At 45.9% G+C, this 19,093-nt stretch carries 16 protein-coding genes, 1 pseudogene and 1 other annotated feature; of the genes and pseudogenes, 14 read left to right on the top strand and 3 right to left on the bottom strand.

The features are described from left to right. Window positions 1-242: 242 nt before the first annotated feature. The 5 genes from lutA (at window position 243) to CJU60_RS03750 (ending at window position 6,038) form a co-directional block, all read left to right on the top strand. The gene (gene lutA / locus CJU60_RS03730) at window positions 243-959 is read left to right on the top strand and encodes a lactate utilization iron-sulfur protein LutA (RefSeq protein WP_024122905.1); all 717 of its coding nucleotides are present in this window, start codon (window positions 243-245) and stop codon (window positions 957-959) included. A 27-nt stretch (window positions 960-986) separates the two neighbouring features. After that, a complete protein-coding gene (lutB, locus tag CJU60_RS03735) occupies window positions 987-2,426 on the top strand; it encodes a lactate utilization iron-sulfur protein LutB (RefSeq protein WP_095712986.1) in 1,440 nt (479 codons plus the stop codon). Next, window positions 2,426-3,148 carry a lactate utilization protein LutC gene (gene lutC / locus CJU60_RS03740; protein ID WP_095712987.1) on the top strand — a complete coding sequence of 241 codons (723 nt, stop codon included), beginning with the start codon at window positions 2,426-2,428 and terminating at the stop codon, window positions 3,146-3,148. Before lutB ends, lutC begins: the two co-directional genes overlap by 1 nt. A gap of 106 nt (window positions 3,149-3,254) precedes the next feature. Further along, window positions 3,255-4,289, top strand: a complete 1,035-nt coding sequence (locus CJU60_RS03745) for a glycosyl hydrolase family 18 protein (protein WP_095712988.1) — start codon at window positions 3,255-3,257, stop codon at window positions 4,287-4,289. 97 nt (window positions 4,290-4,386) lie between these two features. Beyond that, window positions 4,387-4,625, top strand: a binding site (T-box leader). Between the two features lie 69 nt (window positions 4,626-4,694). Continuing rightward, window positions 4,695-6,038, top strand: coding sequence for an amino acid permease (locus CJU60_RS03750; RefSeq protein ID WP_024122901.1), 1,344 nt, complete (start codon window positions 4,695-4,697; stop codon window positions 6,036-6,038). 42 nt (window positions 6,039-6,080) lie between these two features. On the opposite strand, the pseudogene CJU60_RS03755 reads toward CJU60_RS03750, so the two are convergent. Next, window positions 6,081-6,999: pseudogene (locus tag CJU60_RS03755) on the bottom strand (DMT family transporter). Between the two features lie 99 nt (window positions 7,000-7,098). Between CJU60_RS03755 and CJU60_RS03760 the strand changes: the two are divergent. After that, on the top strand, window positions 7,099-7,971 hold the full coding sequence (locus CJU60_RS03760) for a LysR family transcriptional regulator (protein ID WP_095712989.1): 873 nt from the start codon (window positions 7,099-7,101) through the stop codon (window positions 7,969-7,971). A 161-nt stretch (window positions 7,972-8,132) separates the two neighbouring features. Then, window positions 8,133-9,143, top strand: a complete 1,011-nt coding sequence (locus CJU60_RS03765) for an LLM class flavin-dependent oxidoreductase (RefSeq protein ID WP_095712990.1) — start codon at window positions 8,133-8,135, stop codon at window positions 9,141-9,143. Window positions 9,144-9,190: 47 nt separating this feature from the next. On the opposite strand, the gene araR is transcribed toward CJU60_RS03765, so the two are convergent. After that, window positions 9,191-10,279 (bottom strand): arabinose utilization transcriptional regulator AraR, encoded by a 1,089-nt coding sequence (gene araR / locus CJU60_RS03770; protein WP_141243758.1) that lies wholly within the window; start codon window positions 10,277-10,279, stop codon window positions 9,191-9,193. A 203-nt stretch (window positions 10,280-10,482) separates the two neighbouring features. On the opposite strand from araR, the gene araE reads away from it, so the two are divergent. The 3 genes from araE to gap all read left to right on the top strand — a co-directional run bounded on the left by araE (window position 10,483) and on the right by gap (window position 14,252). After that, the gene (gene araE, locus CJU60_RS03775) at window positions 10,483-11,877 is read left to right on the top strand and encodes an arabinose-proton symporter AraE (RefSeq protein WP_024122896.1); all 1,395 of its coding nucleotides are present in this window, start codon (window positions 10,483-10,485) and stop codon (window positions 11,875-11,877) included. Between the two features lie 298 nt (window positions 11,878-12,175). After that, on the top strand, window positions 12,176-13,198 hold the full coding sequence (gene cggR / locus CJU60_RS03780) for a gapA transcriptional regulator CggR (RefSeq protein WP_095712991.1): 1,023 nt from the start codon (window positions 12,176-12,178) through the stop codon (window positions 13,196-13,198). Window positions 13,199-13,244: 46 nt separating this feature from the next. After that, window positions 13,245-14,252: a type I glyceraldehyde-3-phosphate dehydrogenase gene (gene gap, locus CJU60_RS03785; protein ID WP_010331916.1), complete on the top strand. Its 1,008-nt coding sequence runs from the start codon at window positions 13,245-13,247 to the stop codon at window positions 14,250-14,252. A 112-nt stretch (window positions 14,253-14,364) separates the two neighbouring features. Here the strand turns inward: gap and CJU60_RS21505 are convergent, their stop codons facing one another. Continuing rightward, on the bottom strand, window positions 14,365-14,517 hold the full coding sequence (locus tag CJU60_RS21505) for a hypothetical protein (protein ID WP_024122894.1): 153 nt from the start codon (window positions 14,515-14,517) through the stop codon (window positions 14,365-14,367). 48 nt (window positions 14,518-14,565) lie between these two features. On the opposite strand from CJU60_RS21505, the gene CJU60_RS03790 reads away from it, so the two are divergent. The 4 genes from CJU60_RS03790 to eno all read left to right on the top strand — a co-directional run. After that, on the top strand, window positions 14,566-15,750 hold the full coding sequence (locus tag CJU60_RS03790; protein WP_095712992.1) for a phosphoglycerate kinase: 1,185 nt from the start codon (window positions 14,566-14,568) through the stop codon (window positions 15,748-15,750). Between the two features lie 30 nt (window positions 15,751-15,780). Next, window positions 15,781-16,542, top strand: coding sequence for a triose-phosphate isomerase (tpiA, locus tag CJU60_RS03795; RefSeq protein ID WP_010331914.1), 762 nt, complete (start codon window positions 15,781-15,783; stop codon window positions 16,540-16,542). Next, window positions 16,535-18,070, top strand: coding sequence for a 2,3-bisphosphoglycerate-independent phosphoglycerate mutase (gpmI, locus tag CJU60_RS03800; RefSeq protein ID WP_095712993.1), 1,536 nt, complete (start codon window positions 16,535-16,537; stop codon window positions 18,068-18,070). Before tpiA ends, gpmI begins: the two co-directional genes overlap by 8 nt. Window positions 18,071-18,097: 27 nt before the next feature. Continuing rightward, window positions 18,098-19,093 (top strand): phosphopyruvate hydratase (gene eno, locus CJU60_RS03805; RefSeq protein WP_095712994.1); only part of this gene is annotated, 996 nt, incomplete at its 3' end.

Genomic DNA, 19,093 nt, shown 5'->3' on the forward strand with positions numbered 1-19,093 from the left:
TCTCAGGGCTCTTTCATTCCTCTATCTCTTTGTGAAAACATATAAGAAATACGCAGGAACATTAAAAAGCAGTATCAGCCCTTTTGAACGCTCTGTCCTATGTACAGGCGTTTTTTTATTGCTGAAATCATTAGAAAATGCTTTCAATTTTGTGTCCAAATAGTGTACGATATTGGTAAAAGCTTTAACTTCAGGTCATCAGATGACCAGATCATATATTGGGGATGAGAGAGGGGTTCATCATGAAAGTCTCACTTTTTGTCACTTGTCTTGTTGATATGTTTCAAACAAACGTAGGAAAAGCAACGGTAGAGCTGCTTGAGCGGCTCGGATGTGAGGTTGATTTTCCGGAGGGGCAGATCTGCTGCGGCCAGCCGGCTTACAACAGCGGTTATGTCAATGACGCCAAAAAAGCAATGAAACGAATGATTGAAACGTTTCAGGAGTCAGATTATGTCGTCAGTCCATCCGGTTCCTGCACCACAATGTTCAGGGAGTATCCGCACCTGTTTAAAGATGATCCGAAATGGGCGGATAAAGCGCAGAAGCTGGCGGATAAAACGTATGAATTAACAGATTTTATCGTCAACGTCCTTGGGGTAGAGGATGTCGGCGCGACCCTTCATAAAAAAGCGACCTTACATACGTCATGCCATATGACGAGGCTGCTCGGCGTATCGGAGGAGCCGATGAAACTGCTGAGCCATGTGAAGGGGCTTGAATTCACGTCACTTCCGGGGAAACACAACTGCTGCGGATTCGGAGGAACGTTCTCTGTTAAAATGGCGCAGATTTCTGAGCAGATGGTTGATGAGAAAGTCGCATGTGTGGAGGAAACGGGAGCAGAGGTGCTCATCGGCGCTGACTGCGGCTGTTTGATGAATATCGGGGGACGGCTCGGCCGAAAAGACAAGAATGTCAAAGTGATGCACATCGCCGAAGTGCTCAACAGCAGATAACACTGGATACAGAGGGGGAAAAGGATCATGGCGATGAAAATCGGTACTGACGCTTTTAAAGAGCGGGTATCACAGGGGATCGATAATGAATTTATGAGAGGCGCTGTTTCGGGTGCGCAGGAGCGTCTGCGGACGAGACGGCTGGAAGCAGCCGAAGAGCTGGGAAACTGGGAAGAATGGCGTTCGTTATCTGAGGAGATCAGACAGCATGTCCTTGAAAATCTTGATTTTTATTTGGAGCAGCTTGCATCCAATGTATCAAGCAGAGGAGGACACGTTTATTTTGCTGAGACAGCTGAAGAAGCATCCTCTTATATCCGCAGCGTGATTCAAAAGAAAAACGGCAAAAAAATCGTAAAGTCTAAATCTATGGTGACAGAAGAAATCAATCTGAATGAAGTGCTGGAGAAGGAAGGCTGCGAAGTCGTCGAAACTGACCTCGGCGAATATATTTTGCAGATTGATGATCACGACCCGCCGTCACATATTGTGGCACCGGCTCTTCATAAAAATAAAGAGCAGATTCGCGATGTGTTTAAAGAAAGACTGGACTATAAACACACAGAAAAACCGGAAGAGCTCGTTATGCATGCGCGCGGCATCCTCCGGAAAAAATTCCTGGAAGCCGATATCGGCATTACCGGCTGCAACTTTGCCATTGCCGACACGGGTTCAGTCAGCCTTGTAACCAATGAAGGAAACGGGCGGCTTGTCACGACATTGCCTAAAACACAAATCACTGTCATGGGAATGGAGCGCATTGTCCCGTCATTTTCCGAATTTGAAGTGCTTGTCGGCATGCTGACAAGAAGTGCTGTCGGACAGCGGCTGACGAGTTATATCACGGCCTTAACCGGCCCCAAACTGGAAGACGAAATCGACGGCCCGGAGGAATTCCATCTTGTCATTGTTGACAATGGCCGGTCCAACATTCTCGGCACCGAATTTCAGTCTGTGCTGCAATGTATCCGCTGTGCTGCCTGTATCAATGTCTGCCCTGTGTACCGCCATGTCGGCGGACACTCATACGGCTCGATTTACTCGGGGCCGATCGGGGCCGTTTTATCGCCGCTGCTCGGCGGTTATGACGATTATAAGGAGCTGCCGTACGCGTCTACACTGTGCGCGGCTTGTTCAGAAGCCTGCCCGGTCAAAATCCCGCTTCATGAGCTGCTTCTCAAGCATCGTCAGAACATCGTCGAAAAAGAAGGCAGAGCGCCGATCAGTGAAAAGCTTGCGATGAAAGCATTCGGTCTTGGGTCTTCCTCTTTGTCGCTTTATAAAATGGGCTCAAAATGGGCGCCGGCCGCCATGACGCCTTTTACAGAGGATGACAAAATTTCAAAAGGGCCCGGCCCGCTTAAAGGCTGGACGCAAATCCGCGACTTCCCGGCACCGCATAAATCAAGATTCAGAGACTGGTTTACAGACAGAGAAACAAGTGAACGCACGAAGGAGGAGCAGTGATGACGAAGGGAACCATTCAGAATCAAGAGAGCTTTTTAAACCGGATCGCGTCACGCCTTGGCCGAGACAGAAGAACGGGTGGCGTGGCCGTCCCGGAGTGGGCGCATCAGCCGCAATATAAAACATTTGAAGGGTATTCGGCCGATGACTTAGTCACGGTGCTCAAAAACCATTGTGTCAAAATCCATACTGAGCTGATTGAGACGGATTCAATCGGTTTGTACGATGCCTTGCGCGAACAAGTCAGCCGGTTTTCCGGAGGGCCTGTCATCATTCCGAAGGACCCCCGGTTTGAGGCTTACGGTTTAAATAGCCTGCTCACCAAAGACTGGCCTGGTGAAGGAACGCAAGTCTGGGAATGGGATGCTGACCAAGGTGAAGAAAATATCAAAAAAGCGGAGCAAGCGAATGTGGGGATTACATTCAGTGAAATCACACTGGCCGAGTCGGGTACGGTTGTCCTTTATTCTTCAAAAGACATCGGCCGCTCTGTCAGTCTTCTGCCGACAACCTATATTGCCATTGTGCCGAAATCAAGCATAGTGCCGAGAATGACACAAGCCAGTGATATCATCCGGCAAAATATCGCTGACGGCATCACGGTTCCCTCATGCATTAACTACATTACAGGACCGAGCAACTCCGCCGACATCGAAATGGATTTGGTGGTCGGTGTTCACGGTCCGGTTAAAGCGGCTTATATTCTCGTATCTGACCGCTGATCTAAAAAAGCCCGGCAACTTATGTCGGGCTTTCTGCTTGAAAAAACTTCATTTTCCAAAAATTTGGCCGATGAGAAGAATATGACGTGAAAAAGGAGGGAACGAAATGAAAAAATGGCTGATCATAGCTGTTTCACTAGCGATTGCGATCGTTCTGTTTATGTATACAAAAACAGAAGCAAAGGCGGCCGGTATGACATTAGGCTATACAACTGGGGATACGGCATCATACAATTCTCTTACGAAATACCATAAATATATCAGCTCCATTGCCACTGATACGTTTGCGTTTGATAAAAACGGACGTGTGATTGGCGATGTCCCGAGCAAGCAGCTTACATACGCGAAAAAAAATAAAATCAAAACGTGGGCCGTCATTTCCAATTATAATGACGCTATTTATGATTTTGACGGAAACTTAGCGAATCGGGTCATGACTGACAAAACAGCGAGAAAACGATTCACAGACCAGCTCATTTCTTTGGCAAAAAAGCACCACTATTACGGAGTCAATATTGACTTTGAGGCAGTTAATCCGAAAGACCGTTCTGCATACTCAAGTTTCATTCAATATGTCTCACAAGCTTTGAAAAAGAAACATATCAAAACAATGGTTTCCGTTCCGGCCAAAAGCGCCGATGATAAAAACGATGACTGGAGCTGGCCGTATGATTATGCGAAAATCGGGAAATATGCCGACTATGTGCAAGTCATGACTTACGACGAACACGGCATTTGGGGCGAACCGGGCTCAGTGGCAAGCACAAGCTGGATCAAGCGCTCGCTGCAGTTTTCTGTCAAAAAAATCAAAGCAAACAAAGTGATCATGGGGGTCCCTGCGTACGGCTATGATTGGGATCTGAAAGACGGAAGCAGCAGCTCAGCGAAGGAATGGAATGACATCAAGTCTCTCATTAAGAAGCAGAAAGCAAAGCCGGCATTCAATAAAAAAACAGGTTCTATGACGTTTTCTTACACTGACAAAAAGAAACATAAACATGTCGTTTGGTATGAAAATGAAAAAACAATCGAAACAAAAAGCCGTCTAGCGAAAAAATATAAAATAGCCGGTGTCTCTGTCTATGCTTTAGGACACGAATCGGAATCCTTCTGGAAGGCCATTCAGAAAGGGACAAAATAACAATTTCTTTTTTCTCGCAAGTTATTGACAGAGAAAAGAGAAGCACGTATATTATGTTAATATATTCAGATCATAAAATTTAAGTTTTTCAGAAAACTAAAACACATAGATTGGGAGCAGTAAAAGAAAGGTATCAGAACAGAGAGCTGCGGGATGGTGCGACGCAGCCTGATTCTTCTTTGAACTCGCCCGGGAGTGGTAGGACGAAACGGAATAGATTGAATATTCCCCATGTTTTAACGGCTAACCTTCGTTACAGGGTCAAAAAGCTGGATTCTTCTAGGAAGGATCAACAAGAGTGGTACCGCGGTCAGCCGAAGGCTCGTCGTCTCTTTATCTATTCGTATAGATAAGAGACGGCGGGCTTTTTTTGTTTTTGAAGACGAGAAGGAGAGGAAAAAGAGGATGAAAAAGGACAATCAGACGTTAAAACGCACGATGACGTCCCGCCATATTATGATGATGGCGCTGGGCGGTGCAATCGGAGCAGGTTTATTTAAAGGAAGCAGTTCGGCAATCGATGTGGCAGGGCCATCGGTCATTATCGCATACCTGCTCGGCGGCATTATTTTGCTGTTTATAATGCAGGGGCTCGCAGAAATGGCTGTGCGCAACCGAAACGCGAGAACCTTCCGTGATCTTGTGCAGCAGGTGTTAGGAAATTACGCTGCATATTTCTTGGACTGGATCTACTGGAAAATGTGGGTGCTTAACATTGCGGCTGAGGCTGTTGTAGCTGCGATCTTTATTCAATATTGGCTGCCGGGCTGCCCGATCTGGGTGCTGGCATTAGCAATTTCTCTTGTTGTTACGATTGTGAACTTGCTTTCTGTAAAAATCTTCGCCGAAACTGAGTATTGGCTGGCTATGATCAAGATTACCGTTATTGTTATCTTTATTTTATTAGGATTGCTGCTCTTATTTGTATCATTCGGTGATCATACAGCTGCCGGGTTTTCGAATCTGACAGAGCACGGCGGATTTTTCCCGCACGGAGGCACCGGGCTGATCACGGCCATGCTTGTCGTCATCTATTCCTATGGCGGTACAGAAATTATCGGTGTGACGCTGGCTGAGACAAAAAATCCGGAACAGGTTGTCCCGAAAGCAGTCCGCAGCACATTAACACGGATTGTCGCATTCTACCTGCTTCCGTTTTTCATCATTGTCAGTCTGATCCCGTGGAATCAAGTGAATTCAGTTCCTGAAAGTCCTTTTGTGATGGTCTTTAAAATGGTAGGCATTCCGGGGGCGGATCATATCATGAATGCAGTCATCCTGCTTGCCATCATTTCCTCTATGAATTCAGGTTTATACGGATCGTCCCGCATTTTGTATACACAGGCAACTGACGGAAGACTGCCGCGGATCTTTTCTAAGCTTTCATCGAAAAACGTCCCGATGTTTGCGATACTGATGTGCACGTCTTCTCTATATATTGGCGTATTGATTTCTCTGTTCGCAGGAAGCCAAACGTTTAATTACTTAATGGGTTCATTGGGATATACCGTTTTATTCATTTGGCTGATCATCGGATTCGCCCATTTGAAATCGAGAAAAGAGCAAACTGAAACACCTGCTTATTATGTCAAATGGTTCCCGTACACGACATGGTTTGCGGTTCTGGCATTACTCGCCATTCTGATCGGGGTCATCATGACAACGTCAATTGTCATTACGCTCATCACTGCGGCGATCTACCTTTTGATTACAGTTGCATATTTGGTCAAAGGACGCAAGTATCAGTAAATAAGAAAAACCCTCTTGCCACATCCGGCAAGAGGGTTTTTCTTATTGTGCGGCCTTCTCCTTTACACCAATCGACGCGGTTTTCTGTGCTTTGGATTTCGAATTCACGAGGCAGATGCTCGTGACAATCAGCAGCAGACCCGCGAAGAGGCTTAAGGTGAGCGGTTCATGCAGGAAAATGGAGCTGGCCACGATTGAATATGAGCGGGATCAAAAAAGTATATGATGCGACCTTGCTTGCTTCTCCTGAACCGACAAGGGTAAAAAAGACAAGCCAGCCGAGCGCGATGACGAATACAGAGATGAACAGCAGGCTCGTGATAAAAGGAGCTGTCCATTGGATCGCGGAAAAGCTTTCTGTCCCAAAGCCGGATATCAACAGAAACACGCTTCCGATCGTCAGCTGCAAGGCGACCATCCAAATGGAATCGACGCGGCTCCCTGTTTTTTTCATATATACCGTCCCGAACGCCCAGCTGATTGCGGAACCGAGAGCGAGCAGAACCCCAATGACAGAAATATGCCCGCCAAAGCCCGCGGCACTAATGACCGCTACACCCGCAAAACCGAGGATCAGCCCGATCACTTTCATCGCAAACATCGATTCGCCAAGCCACAGCCAAGAAAACACACCCATCAGCACCGGCTGAAAGAAGACGATAGCGGAAAACAAGCCGGCTGGAAGATAATTCAGCCCGATCGTTTGCAGACCATAGAATAATGTAATATTTAAAATCGCAGAAACAAGATAAATCGGCCATGTTTCTTTTAAGCGCAATTTATGAATGCGCGGCAGTGCGACAATGACTAATAAAAGTCCGCCGATCAGCGTCCGGATGCCCGCGAACAACAATGGCGGCGAATAGGCGAGCGCTGCTTTCGACAGCGGCCAATTGACGCCCCACATGATGACGAGAAAGGCGAGCAGGAGCGCTGTCCGCGTTTTTGAGAGCTGGTTCACTTTTTGATCACTCCTTGTAGAACTTTTCCATCATATGATACGGTAGAATATAAGATAAATAAAATGAATCTTTTTTATAAGGAGCATAAGTAAATTGTTATGACCATTACACAATTAAGGGTTTTCGTAAAAATAGCTGAAACGGGGAGTTTTACAAAAGCGGGGCAGGCGCTGAACATGACGCAGCCGGCTGTCAGCCATGCGATTTCTGCCATTGAAGCAGAGCTTGATGTGAAGCTGATCATCCGTGACCGCCGCAATGGCCTGATGCTGACCGAAACAGGAAAAAAGGTTTTAGTCCACATCAGGGAAGTTTTAAAAGGTGTTGAAAAAGTTGAACAAGTCGCGGCCGCGGAAAAAGGCTTCGAATTGGGAACGATCCATATTGGCACATTCTCAACTGCCTCGGCTTATTTTATGCCGAAGCTGATCAGTGAGTTTAAACAAAAATATCCGAAACTGGAGCTCGTACTGCATGAGGGAACCGTAAATGAAGTTAAGGAGTGGCTTCACACGCGGATGATAGATGTCGGCATTCTTCTGTATCCAACAGACGAGATGGAGTACATTCATCTGAAAAAAGATAAAATGGCCGTCGTGCTCAGAGATGATCATCCGCTTTGCAGCCGTTCAGCCATTACGCTGAAAGATCTCGATCATGAACCAATAATCGTCTGTGACGGCGGCTATGAATCACCTTTTCACGATATGTTCAGGCAGGCGGGCGCTACGCTGAACGCCGCTTTTACAGTCTATAACATGAACACCTCGATCAATATGATCAGAGAAGGCTTGGGGCTGGCGATTTTATCAGAAATGTCCATGTCGGGAATGCCGCTGCCGGAGCATGTGGTGACGCGGGATCTCGATCCGCAGGTGTATCGGGATGTGCAGCTTGCCGTTCCTTCATTACATGAGGCTTCTTTGGCGGCTAAGCTTTTCATTGAGATGGCACAGGAACTGTTTGCGTAAAAATCAAAATGAAGAAACGTAATTTTTATTGTTCGAATTTCATCGAATCAAATTCTTTTCATCCTAAACGCAGTTGTGTTATGGTGTGATAGAAGTCCTTTCGATAAAGACATAACAGCATGAGGCTGTTTACTTATATCACAACTGCAAAGGAGAACAATATGTCTAACAACCAACGCAAAGATACCTTGCTTTCTGTCTTGAATTTATCTCCTGTTGTTCAAGGGGGAACGATAACAGAGTCATTCCGAAACAGCATGGATTTGGCGCGCCGTGCAGAGGAGTGGGGCTATCACCGCTATTGGCTTGCAGAGCATCATAATATCGAAGGTGTCGCAAGCTCTGCCACCGCCGTACTGATCGGCCATATTGCCGGCGGCACAAAGAAAATCCGCGTCGGTTCCGGCGGTATTATGCTTCCGAATCACTCGTCACTTGTAATCGCTGAACAATTCGGCACACTGGAAACACTGTATCCCGGACGGATTGATCTGGGGCTCGGACGTGCACCGGGAACAGACCAATTGACTGCAAGGGCGCTCCGCAGAAACATCAGCAGCGGTGAAGATTTCCCAGAACAATTAGAGGAACTGCGCAATTACTTTAAACCGTCAGGAAACGTGCGCAATCAAGTCCGCGCCATTCCGGGAGAGGGCATAGATGTGCCGATTTGGCTGCTGGGCTCAAGCGATTTTAGTGCCCGTCTTGCAGGTGAGCTGGGCCTTCCGTTTGCATTCGCTGCTCATTTCTCACCGGCGAATACGGTTCCCGCTTTGGAGCTGTACCGCAATTCCTTTACACCGTCAGAAGTGCTCGATGAACCGTATGCGATGGTCGGCGTAACGATTATCGCCGCAGATACAAACGAGAAAGCGCAGCATCTGGCTACATCGCATTACCAGCGATTCCTTGATCTTGTCCGCGGCACGCCGAACCAGCTGAAGCCGCCAGTAGAAGACATGGATCAAATCTGGAGCCCATATGAAAAAGCAATGGTTCATGAGCAGCTTAGTTCAACCATCGTTGGCGGTCCTGAAGAAGTGAAAGAAAAGCTTGAAGACTTTGTCAAAACGACTCAGGCCGATGAAATTATGGTCAACTCAGAAACCTTTGAACACGCTGACAGAATGCGTTCATTTGAAATCGTGGCTGACATTTGGAAAAACAGATAAAGGCCATAAAAAAAGCAATGTAAAGGGGAAACCCATACATTGCTTTTTTATTCATTCAGCTTTCTTGCGGACTGACGGATGATCAGCTCAGGCTCAAAAATGACATCTTCCTGCTTAGGCTTTTTATGCTCTAAACAGTCAATAACATATTTTGCAGCCGCTTTTCCCAGCACAGACTTTGGGTGCTTCACAGAGGTTAATTTCACCTCAGAGATTTGCGCGAAATGGGAATCATCATACCCAACGATGGACATATCCTCAGGCACCTTGATATCCATCTCCCGAAGCATATCAATAACCTTCAGTGCAATTTCATCATTATAGCAAAGAATAGCAGTCGGCATGTTTTTGCTGTTTTTCTCCAATGTCTCTTTTACTTTCTCCAGCAGCTTTGATTCCTTTTCTTCCGTCGTAAACGTCACAATCATATCCGGAGAAGGAAATAACTCACGCTCGCGATGCGCCTGTATAAATCCGTTCATCCGTTTGACACCCTGCGTGTCATCAGCTTTAAAAATACCCATCATGTGCGTATGGCCGAGAGAGAGCAGGTGCTCGGCCGCCATCATGCCGCCTTTCACATCATCCAGAGTAAAACTTGGTGCGGCAAGCTCGGCGTATGACGCATTAATCATCGCAAAAGGAATGCCGTTTTTTTCTAAATTGAGATAGTAGCCAATATTCGGCGTTTGCAGAGCGCTTTTTGTCGGTTCTACAATCAATCCGTCAATATGCTGTGACAGCAGGTTTTCTAATCCTCTGCGTTCATTATCCGGATTGTTGTTTGTGCTTGTCAGAAGCATAGAATATCCCTGCTCGCTTAAATAAGACTCGATTCCCCTAATGATGCTCGGAAAAATATAGTCTGATATGTAGGTCGTCAGAACGCCGATCGTTTTATTGGAATGCAGCGCTGATTTAGCAGAGCGTGAAGCGACAAAGGTGCCCCCGCCTTGCACGCTGTAAAGCAGGCCTTGCGATACGAGGTCTCCGATGGCTTTACGAATGGTATGCCGGCTGACGCCAAATTGCTGCATTAACTCGTTTTCGGTAGGGATCTTTTGATCGGGCAGAATTTTGCCTTGATTAATCCATGAACTGATTTCTTCTTTTACTTGAGCATATTTTGGTAACATATCCATTCCTCCAAAATGTATACGGACAAATTTCAGTATATCACAGTGATCTATACAAGAAAACATTGACAGAAAATGCAAACGGGATTATTCTATATTTGTACGTACTAATAAACAATAATTTTCGTTAAATTTTTAAATAAGTACGTACAATTGGAACGGAAAATGTAAACGCTTTACTCAACTTTCGGGAGGGCAGAGAAATGAAGAATACTCCAACTCAATTAGAACCAAATGCTCCTGTAACAAGAAGCCATTCAATGGGATTTGTGATTTTGATATCATGCGCGGCGGGGCTTGGCGGTTTATTGTACGGCTATGACACTGCAGTTATTTCCGGTGCTATTGGTTTTCTAAAGGATTTATACAGCCTGAGTCCGTTCATGGAGGGGCTGGTGATTTCAAGCATTATGATTGGAGGAGTTGCGGGAGTCGGGGTATCCGGGTTTTTAAGCGACAGGTTCGGACGCAGAAAAATCTTAATGACAGCGGCCCTGTTATTTGCGGTATCAGCAGTTGTTTCTGCTGTTTCACAAGACGTGTCGACCTTAATCATCGCGAGGATTATCGGAGGTTTAGGGATCGGAATGGGTTCGTCATTATCCGTGACTTATATTACGGAAGCGGCGCCGCCCGCCATACGCGGAAGTTTATCTTCCTTATATCAGCTCTTTACGATACTAGGTATTTCCGCAACGTACTTTATTAATCTCGCTGTCCAGCGTTCCGGAACATATGAATGGGGCGTGCAAACCGGATGGAGATGGATGCTCGCTTACGGAATGGTGCCATCCGTTATCTTTTTCCTTGTCCTGCTGGTCGTGCCGGAAAGTCCAAGATGGCTGGCGAAAGCAGGCAGAACAAAAGAAGCGTTATCGATTCTGACACGCATTAATGGAGAAACTGTCGCAAAAGAAGAATTGAAGAACATTGAAAACTCTTTAAAAATAGAACAAATGGGGTCACTATCACAGCTCTTCAAACCAGGTCTCAGAAAAGCGCTTATCATTGGAATCCTGCTGGCGCTCTTTAATCAAGTGATCGGCATGAACGCCATCACCTACTACGGACCGGAAATCTTTAAAATGATGGGATTCGGACAAAATGCCGGATTTGTGACAACCTGTATTGTCGGTGTCGTGGAAGTCATTTTTACCGTCATCGCAGTTTTATTGATTGATAAAGTCGGGCGCAAAAAACTGATGTCCATCGGTTCAGCTTTTATGGCGATTTTCATGATCTTAATCGGGACTTCGTTTTATTTTCAGTTAACAAGCGGATTTATGCTGATCTTCTTTATATTAGGGTTTGTCGCCGCGTTCTGTGTATCGGTCGGGCCGATCACATGGATTATGATTTCTGAAATTTTCCCGAACCATCTGCGGGCGAGAGCCGCAGGGATCGCCACCATCTTTTTATGGGGAGCAAACTGGGCGATCGGGCAGTTTGTGCCGATGATGATCAGCTCGTTCGGACTGGCCTACACGTTCTGGATCTTTGCCGTCATTAACATTCTCTGCTTCCTGTTTGTCGTCACAATCTGTCCGGAAACGAAGAATAAATCGCTCGAAGAGATTGAAAAGCTATGGATAAAATGAAAACGCTTTAAAATATGTAGCCCTTTCGATTGAGAGGGCTCTTTTATTTTGTGCGCACCATTAAAGGTTTGCTGTATAAGATAGAGATATAAAGGAAAAAATAATGAATAAGAAACGCAGCTGCATGAAAACTGCGCGAATATTGTCGATGAATTGGCTCTTAACAGTTGAATAAACATTTCCACCCTGTTAAAATAATTAAAGAAAGCAGAAATAATTTTTTTTGGCTATGATGGGACGTTTTTTGTCATAGCGGGACGTTTGATGTCCAGCAAAAAAAGGAAGGAACGTTTGAGTCATGAACCAGTTAATACAAGCTCAAAAAAAATTATTGCCTGATCTTCTGCTCGTTATGCAAAAGAGGTTCGAAATCTTGCAGTATATCAGGCTGACAGAACCCATCGGCCGCAGAAGCCTGTCTGCCAGTCTCGGAATCAGCGAGCGTGTGCTGAGAGGCGAGGTTCAGTTTTTGAAGGAACAGAATCTGGTCGATATTAAAACAAACGGCATGACGCTGACAGAAGAAGGTTATGAACTGCTTTCCGTTTTAGAAGATACGATGAAAGATGTTTTAGGTTTGACGCTTTTGGAAAAGACATTAAAAGAACGTTTAAATCTAAAGGACGTCATTATTGTATCCGGAGACAGCGACCACTCCCCATGGGTCAAAAAAGAAATGGGAAGAGCGGCTGTCGCATGTATGAAAAAAAGATTTTCAGGCAAAAATATCGTCGCTGTGACCGGCGGTACGACAATTGAAGCTGTCGCCGAGATGATGACGCCGGATTCTAAAAACCGCAAGCTTTTGTTTGTGCCTGCAAGAGGCGGTTTAGGCGAAGACGTAAAAAACCAGGCGAACACCATATGCGCGCATATGGCGGAAAAGGCTTCAGGCACTTACCGGCTTTTGTTTGTTCCGGGTCAGCTGTCACAAGGCGCCTATTCATCTATTATTGAAGAACCTTCTGTCAAAGAGGTGCTGAACACGATTAAATCAGCGAGTATGCTGGTTCACGGAATCGGCGAAGCTAAAACTATGGCTGAGCGGAGAAACACACCTTTAGAAGACTTAAAGAAAATAGATGATAACAACGCGGTGACAGAAGCGTTCGGCTACTATTTTAACGCGGACGGCGAAGTGGTCCATAAAGTGCATTCTGTCGGAATGCAGCTGGATGACATAGACGCCATTCCCGATATAATAGCGGTAGCGGGCGGATCATCAAAAGCCGAGGCGATCGAGGCTTACTTTAAAAAGCCGCGCAACACGGTTCTTGTCACTGACGAAGGAGCCGCAAAGAAGTTATTAAGGGATGAATAATCCCTCAATATAAATATCTCTCACTTATTTAAAGGAGGAAACAATCATGGCAGTAAAAGTCGGTATTAACGGTTTTGGTCGTATTGGACGTAACGTATTCCGCGCAGCATTAAACAATCCTGAAGTTGAGGTAGTAGCGGTTAACGATTTAACAGATGCTAACATGCTCGCTCACCTTTTACAATATGATTCTGTACACGGAAAATTAGACGCTGAGGTTTCAGTTGACGGTAACAACCTTGTTGTTAACGGTAAAACAATTGAAGTTTCTGCAGAACGCGATCCTGCTAAACTTAGCTGGGGTAAACAAGGCGTTGAAATCGTAGTTGAGTCTACTGGTTTCTTCACAAAACGCGCAGACGCTGCGAAACACTTAGAAGCTGGCGCGAAAAAAGTAATCATCTCTGCTCCTGCTAACGAAGAAGATATCACAATCGTTATGGGTGTTAACGAAGATAAATACGATGCGGCTAACCACGACGTTATCTCTAACGCATCTTGCACAACAAACTGCCTTGCGCCGTTTGCAAAAGTACTTAACGACAAATTCGGCATCAAACGCGGTATGATGACAACAGTTCACTCTTACACAAACGATCAGCAAATTCTTGATCTTCCGCACAAAGACTACCGTCGTGCGCGTGCAGCAGCTGAAAACATCATCCCAACTTCAACTGGTGCTGCTAAAGCCGTTTCTCTAGTTCTTCCTGAACTAAAAGGCAAACTGAACGGTGGAGCAATGCGTGTTCCAACTCCAAACGTTTCTTTAGTTGACTTGGTTGCTGAACTGAACCAAGAAGTAACAGCTGAAGATGTAAATGCAGCTCTTAAAGAAGCAGCTGAAGGAGATCTTAAAGGAATCCTTGGCTACAGCGAAGAGCCATTAGTTTCTGGCGACTACAACGGAAACAAAAATTCTTCTACAATCGATGCTCTTTCTACAATGGTTATGGAAGGCAGCATGGTAAAAGTAATCTCTTGGTACGATAACGAAAGCGGCTACTCTAACCGCGTTGTTGACCTTGCAGCTTACATCGCTAAAAAAGGTCTTTAATTCATAGCTGAAAAAAGGACCTGACTTGGTTCTTTTGAATAGAAGCGCTATAATGAAAGCGGACAAGGGAAGGGGACGGACTCCCTTTCCCTTTTTCCATGAAGACCGGCTTTCAGAAAACGTTCTGTGAAAGAGAAGCATCTGCGTTTTGCAGCTTTCCGGCGCCTTCGCCTGCGGCCACTGCCCTGGCTTCAGACGATCTGCCCTGTGCCGAAAAGTATGCGATCTGCCCTCGCGGAGTAATCGCTTGATCAGACGGTTTCACGTTTTTCGTGCTGCATGCAAACCATTTTGAAGGAGGATCTCCTAAAGCATGAATAAGAAAACTCTCAAAGACATCGACGTAAAAGGCAAAGTTGTATTCTGCCGCGTTGACTTTAACGTTCCAATGAAAGACGGGGAAGTAACAGACGATACACGTATCCGTGCTGCACTTCCGACAATCAAACACCTTGCAGACCAAGGCGCGAAAGTCCTTCTTGCGAGCCACTTAGGCCGCCCGAAAGGCGAAGTTGTTGAGGAGCTTCGTTTAACTCCTGTTGCTGCACGCCTCGGCGAACTGCTTGGCAAAGAAGTGAAAAAAGCGGATGAAGCATACGGTGATGCTGTAAAATCACAAATTTCCGACATGAAGGACGGAGACGTTCTTGTATTGGAAAACGTACGTTTCTATCCTGGTGAAGAGAAAAATGATCCTGAGCTTGCAAAAGCATTTGCTGAGCTTGCAGATGTATATGTGAATGACGCATTCGGTGCTGCCCACCGTGCTCATGCATCTACAGCTGGAATTGCCGAGCATCTGCCAGCGGTTGCAGGTTTCTTAATGGAAAAAGAGCTTGACGTACTCGGAAAAGCAATTTCCAACCCTGATCGTCCGTTCACTGCCATTATCGGCGGAGCGAAAGTAAAAGATAAAATCGGCGTCATCGAAAGTCTTCTTGATAAAGTAGACAACCTGATCATCGGCGGCGGTCTTGCTTACACATTCGTTAAAGCGCTTGGTTATGAGGTTGGTAAATCTCTGCTTGAAGAAGATAAAATCGAGCTTGCGAAAACATTTATGGATCGCGCGAAAGAAAAAGGCGTTAACTTCTACATGCCTGAAGATGTACTCGTTGCAGATGATTTCTCTAACGATGCAAACGTAAAAATTGTGCCGATCTCTGAAATCCCTAGTGATTTAGAAGCGATTGACATTGGTACAAAAACACGCGAAACGTATGCTGATGTAATCAAAAACAGCAAACTTGTCGTGTGGAACGGACCGATGGGCGTATTCGAAATCGACTTGTTCGCTCAAGGAACAAAAGCGGTTGCGGAAGCATTGGCAGAGGCAAAAGATACATACTCTGTCATCGGCGGAGGAGACTCTGCAGCAGCGGTTGAAAAATTTGGCCTAGCTGACAAAATGAGCCACATCTCAACAGGAGGCGGCGCATCCCTTGAGTTCATGGAAGGCAAAGAGCTTCCAGGGGTAGCTGCACTGAACGATAAATAATTTTAAAACTGCTATAAGGAAGTGGAATAGATGAGAAAACCAATTATAGCCGGTAACTGGAAAATGAACAAAACACTCGGCGAGGCTGTCAGCTTCGTTGAAGAAGTGAAATCTTCCATTCCAGCAGCAGACAAAGCGGAAGCTGTTGTTTGCGCGCCAGCGCTTTTCCTAGAAAAGCTGACTTCTGCTGTTAAAGGCACTGACCTTAAAGTCGGCGCACAAAACATGCACTTCGAAGAAAGCGGCGCGTTCACAGGCGAAATCAGCCCGGTTGCTCTGAAAGACCTTGGCGTTGACTACTGCGTCATCGGCCACTCTGAGCGCCGTGAAATGTTCGCTGAAACTGATGAAACAGTTAACAAAAAAGCACATGCTGCTTTCAAACACGGCATTGTGCCGATCATCTGTGTTGGTGAAACGCTTGAAGAGCGCGAAGCCGGCAAAACAAATGATCTTGTGGCTGACCAAGTGAAAAAAGGCCTTGCTGGTCTTTCTGAAGAACAAGTTGCAGCTTCTGTTATTGCTTATGAGCCAATCTGGGCCATCGGAACAGGCAAATCTTCTACATCTAAAGATGCGAACGACGTGTGTGCACATATCCGTAAAACCGTCGCTGAAAGCTTCGGCCAAGAAGCGGCAGACAAGCTTCGCATTCAATATGGCGGAAGCGTAAAGCCTGCAAACATTAAAGAATATATGGCAGAGTCCGATATTGACGGTGCTTTGGTCGGCGGCGCGAGCCTTGAGCCACAGTCATTCGTTCAATTATTGGAGGAAGGTCAATATGAGTAAAAAACCAGCTGCACTCATCATTCTTGATGGGTTCGGATTACGAAATGAAACAGTAGGGAACGCAGTCGCTTTGGCGAAAAAACCGAATTTTGACCGCTATTGGAATCAGTATCCTCATCAGACACTGACTGCTTCAGGCGAGGCTGTAGGTCTTCCTGACGGACAGATGGGGAACTCCGAAGTAGGCCACTTAAATATCGGTGCGGGCCGTATTGTGTACCAAAGCTTAACACGCGTAAATGTTGCCATTCGCGAGGGAGAGTTCGAACGCAATCAAACATTCCTTGACGCGATCAGCAACGCGAAAGAAAACGACAAAGCCCTGCATCTGTTCGGTCTATTATCTGACGGCGGCGTGCACAGCCATATCAATCATTTATTCGCGCTGTTAAAGCTTGCGAAAAAAGAAGGGCTGACAAAGGTATATATCCATGGCTTCCTTGACGGCCGTGATGTAGGTCCGCAAACAGCGAAAACGTACATCAACCAGCTGAACGAACAAATCGAGGAAATCGGTGTCGGAGAAATCGCCAGCATTTCCGGACGCTACTACTCAATGGACCGCGACAAACGCTGGGACCGTGTAGAAAAAGCGTACCGTGCAATGGCATACGGCGAAGGCCCGACATACCGCAGCGCACTGGATGTTGTTGATGATTCATATGCGAATGGAATCCACGATGAATTCGTTATTCCATCTGTCATCACAAAAGAAAACGGTGAGCCTGTTGCGAAAATCGAAGACGGCGATTCTGTGATTTTCTATAATTTCAGACCGGACCGCGCCATTCAGATTTCCAACACGTTCACGAACAAAGACTTCCGCGATTTCGACCGCGGCGAGAATTATCCGAAAAACCTGCATTTCGTCTGCCTGACTCACTTCAGTGAATCAGTTGACGGCTATGTGGCGTTTAAACCGATAAATCTTGATAACACAGTCGGAGAAGTATTATCTCAGCACGGATTAAAACAGCTTCGAATTGCAGAAACTGAAAAGTATCCGCACGTCACGTTCTTTATGAGCGGCGGCCGTGAAGCTGAATTCCCGGGTGAAGAGCGTATTCTCATCAACTCGCCGAAAGTTGCAACATATGACTTGAAGCCTGAAATGAGTGCGTATGAAGTGAAGGACGCGTTGGTCAAAGAAATCGAAGCTGACAAGCATGACGCGATTATCCTTAACTTCGCAAACCCAGACATGGTCGGCCACTCCGGAATGGTTGAACCTACAATTAAAGCGATTGAAGCAGTGGACGAATGCTTAGGCGAAGTCGTTGACGCGATTCTCGCTAAAGGCGGACACGCTATCATTACCGCTGATCACGGTAATGCTGATATTCTGATCACAGAATCAGGCGAACCGCACACTGCACATACGACAAATCCAGTCCCTGTAATTGTTACGAAAGAAGGCATCACGCTGCGTGAAGGCGGAATCCTAGGCGACCTTGCACCAACGTTATTAGACCTTCTCGGTGTTGAAAAACCGAAAGAAATGACTGGAACATCTTTAATTCAAAAATAAGCTGAAAATCAAAGGAGAGACAAACTCATGCCATACATTGTTGATGTTTATGCACGCGAAGTATTAGACTCCCGCGGCAACCCAACAGTTGAAGTTGAAGTATATACAGAAACAGGAGCATTCGGCCGCGCATTAGTGCCAAGCGGAGCTTCTACAGGTGAATACGAAGCAGTTGAGCTTCGTGACGGCGACAAAGACCGTTACCTTGGAAAAGGCGTGTTAACAGCTGTTAACAACGTAAACGAAATCATTTCTCCAGAGCTTCTTGGCTTTGATGTAACTGAACAAAATGCAATCGACCAGCTTTTAATCGAGCTTGACGGTACTGAAAACAAAGGCAAACTTGGTGCGAACGCAATCCTTGGCGTATCTATGGCTTGTGCACGTGCTGCTGCTGATTTCTTACAGATTCCTCTTTACCAATACCTTGGAGGATTCAACTCAAAAACACTTCCTGTACCGATGATGAACATCGTCAACGGCGGAGAGCATGCTGACAACAACGTAGATATTCAAGAATTCATGATCATGCCTGTAGGTGCTCCTAACTTCCGTGAAGCACTTCGCATGGGCGCTCAAATCTTCCACAGCCTGAAATCAGTTCTTTCTGCTAAAGGAATGAACACAGCTGTAGGTGATGAAGGCGGATTCGCTCCAAACCTTGGTTCTAACGAAGAAGCGCTTCAAACAATCGTTGAAGCAATCGAAAAAGCCGGCTTCAAACCTGGCGAAGAAGTAAAACTTGCAATGGATGCTGCATCTTCTGAGTTCTACAACAAAGAAGACGGCAAATACCATCTGTCTGGCGAAGGCGTTGTGAAAACATCTGCTGAAATGGTTGACTGGTACGAAGAAATGGTTTCTAAATACCCAATCATCTCTATCGAAGACGGACTTGACGAAAACGACTGGGAAGGCCACAAGCTTCTTACTGAGCGTCTTGGCAAAAAAGTTCAGCTTGTTGGTGATGACCTCTTCGTTACAAACACGAAAAAACTTGCTGAAGGTATCAAAAACGGCGTA

This window comes from Bacillus sp. 7705b, from assembly GCF_002289525.1.
GTDB classification, from domain to species: Bacteria; Bacillota; Bacilli; order Bacillales; family Bacillaceae; genus Bacillus; species Bacillus halotolerans.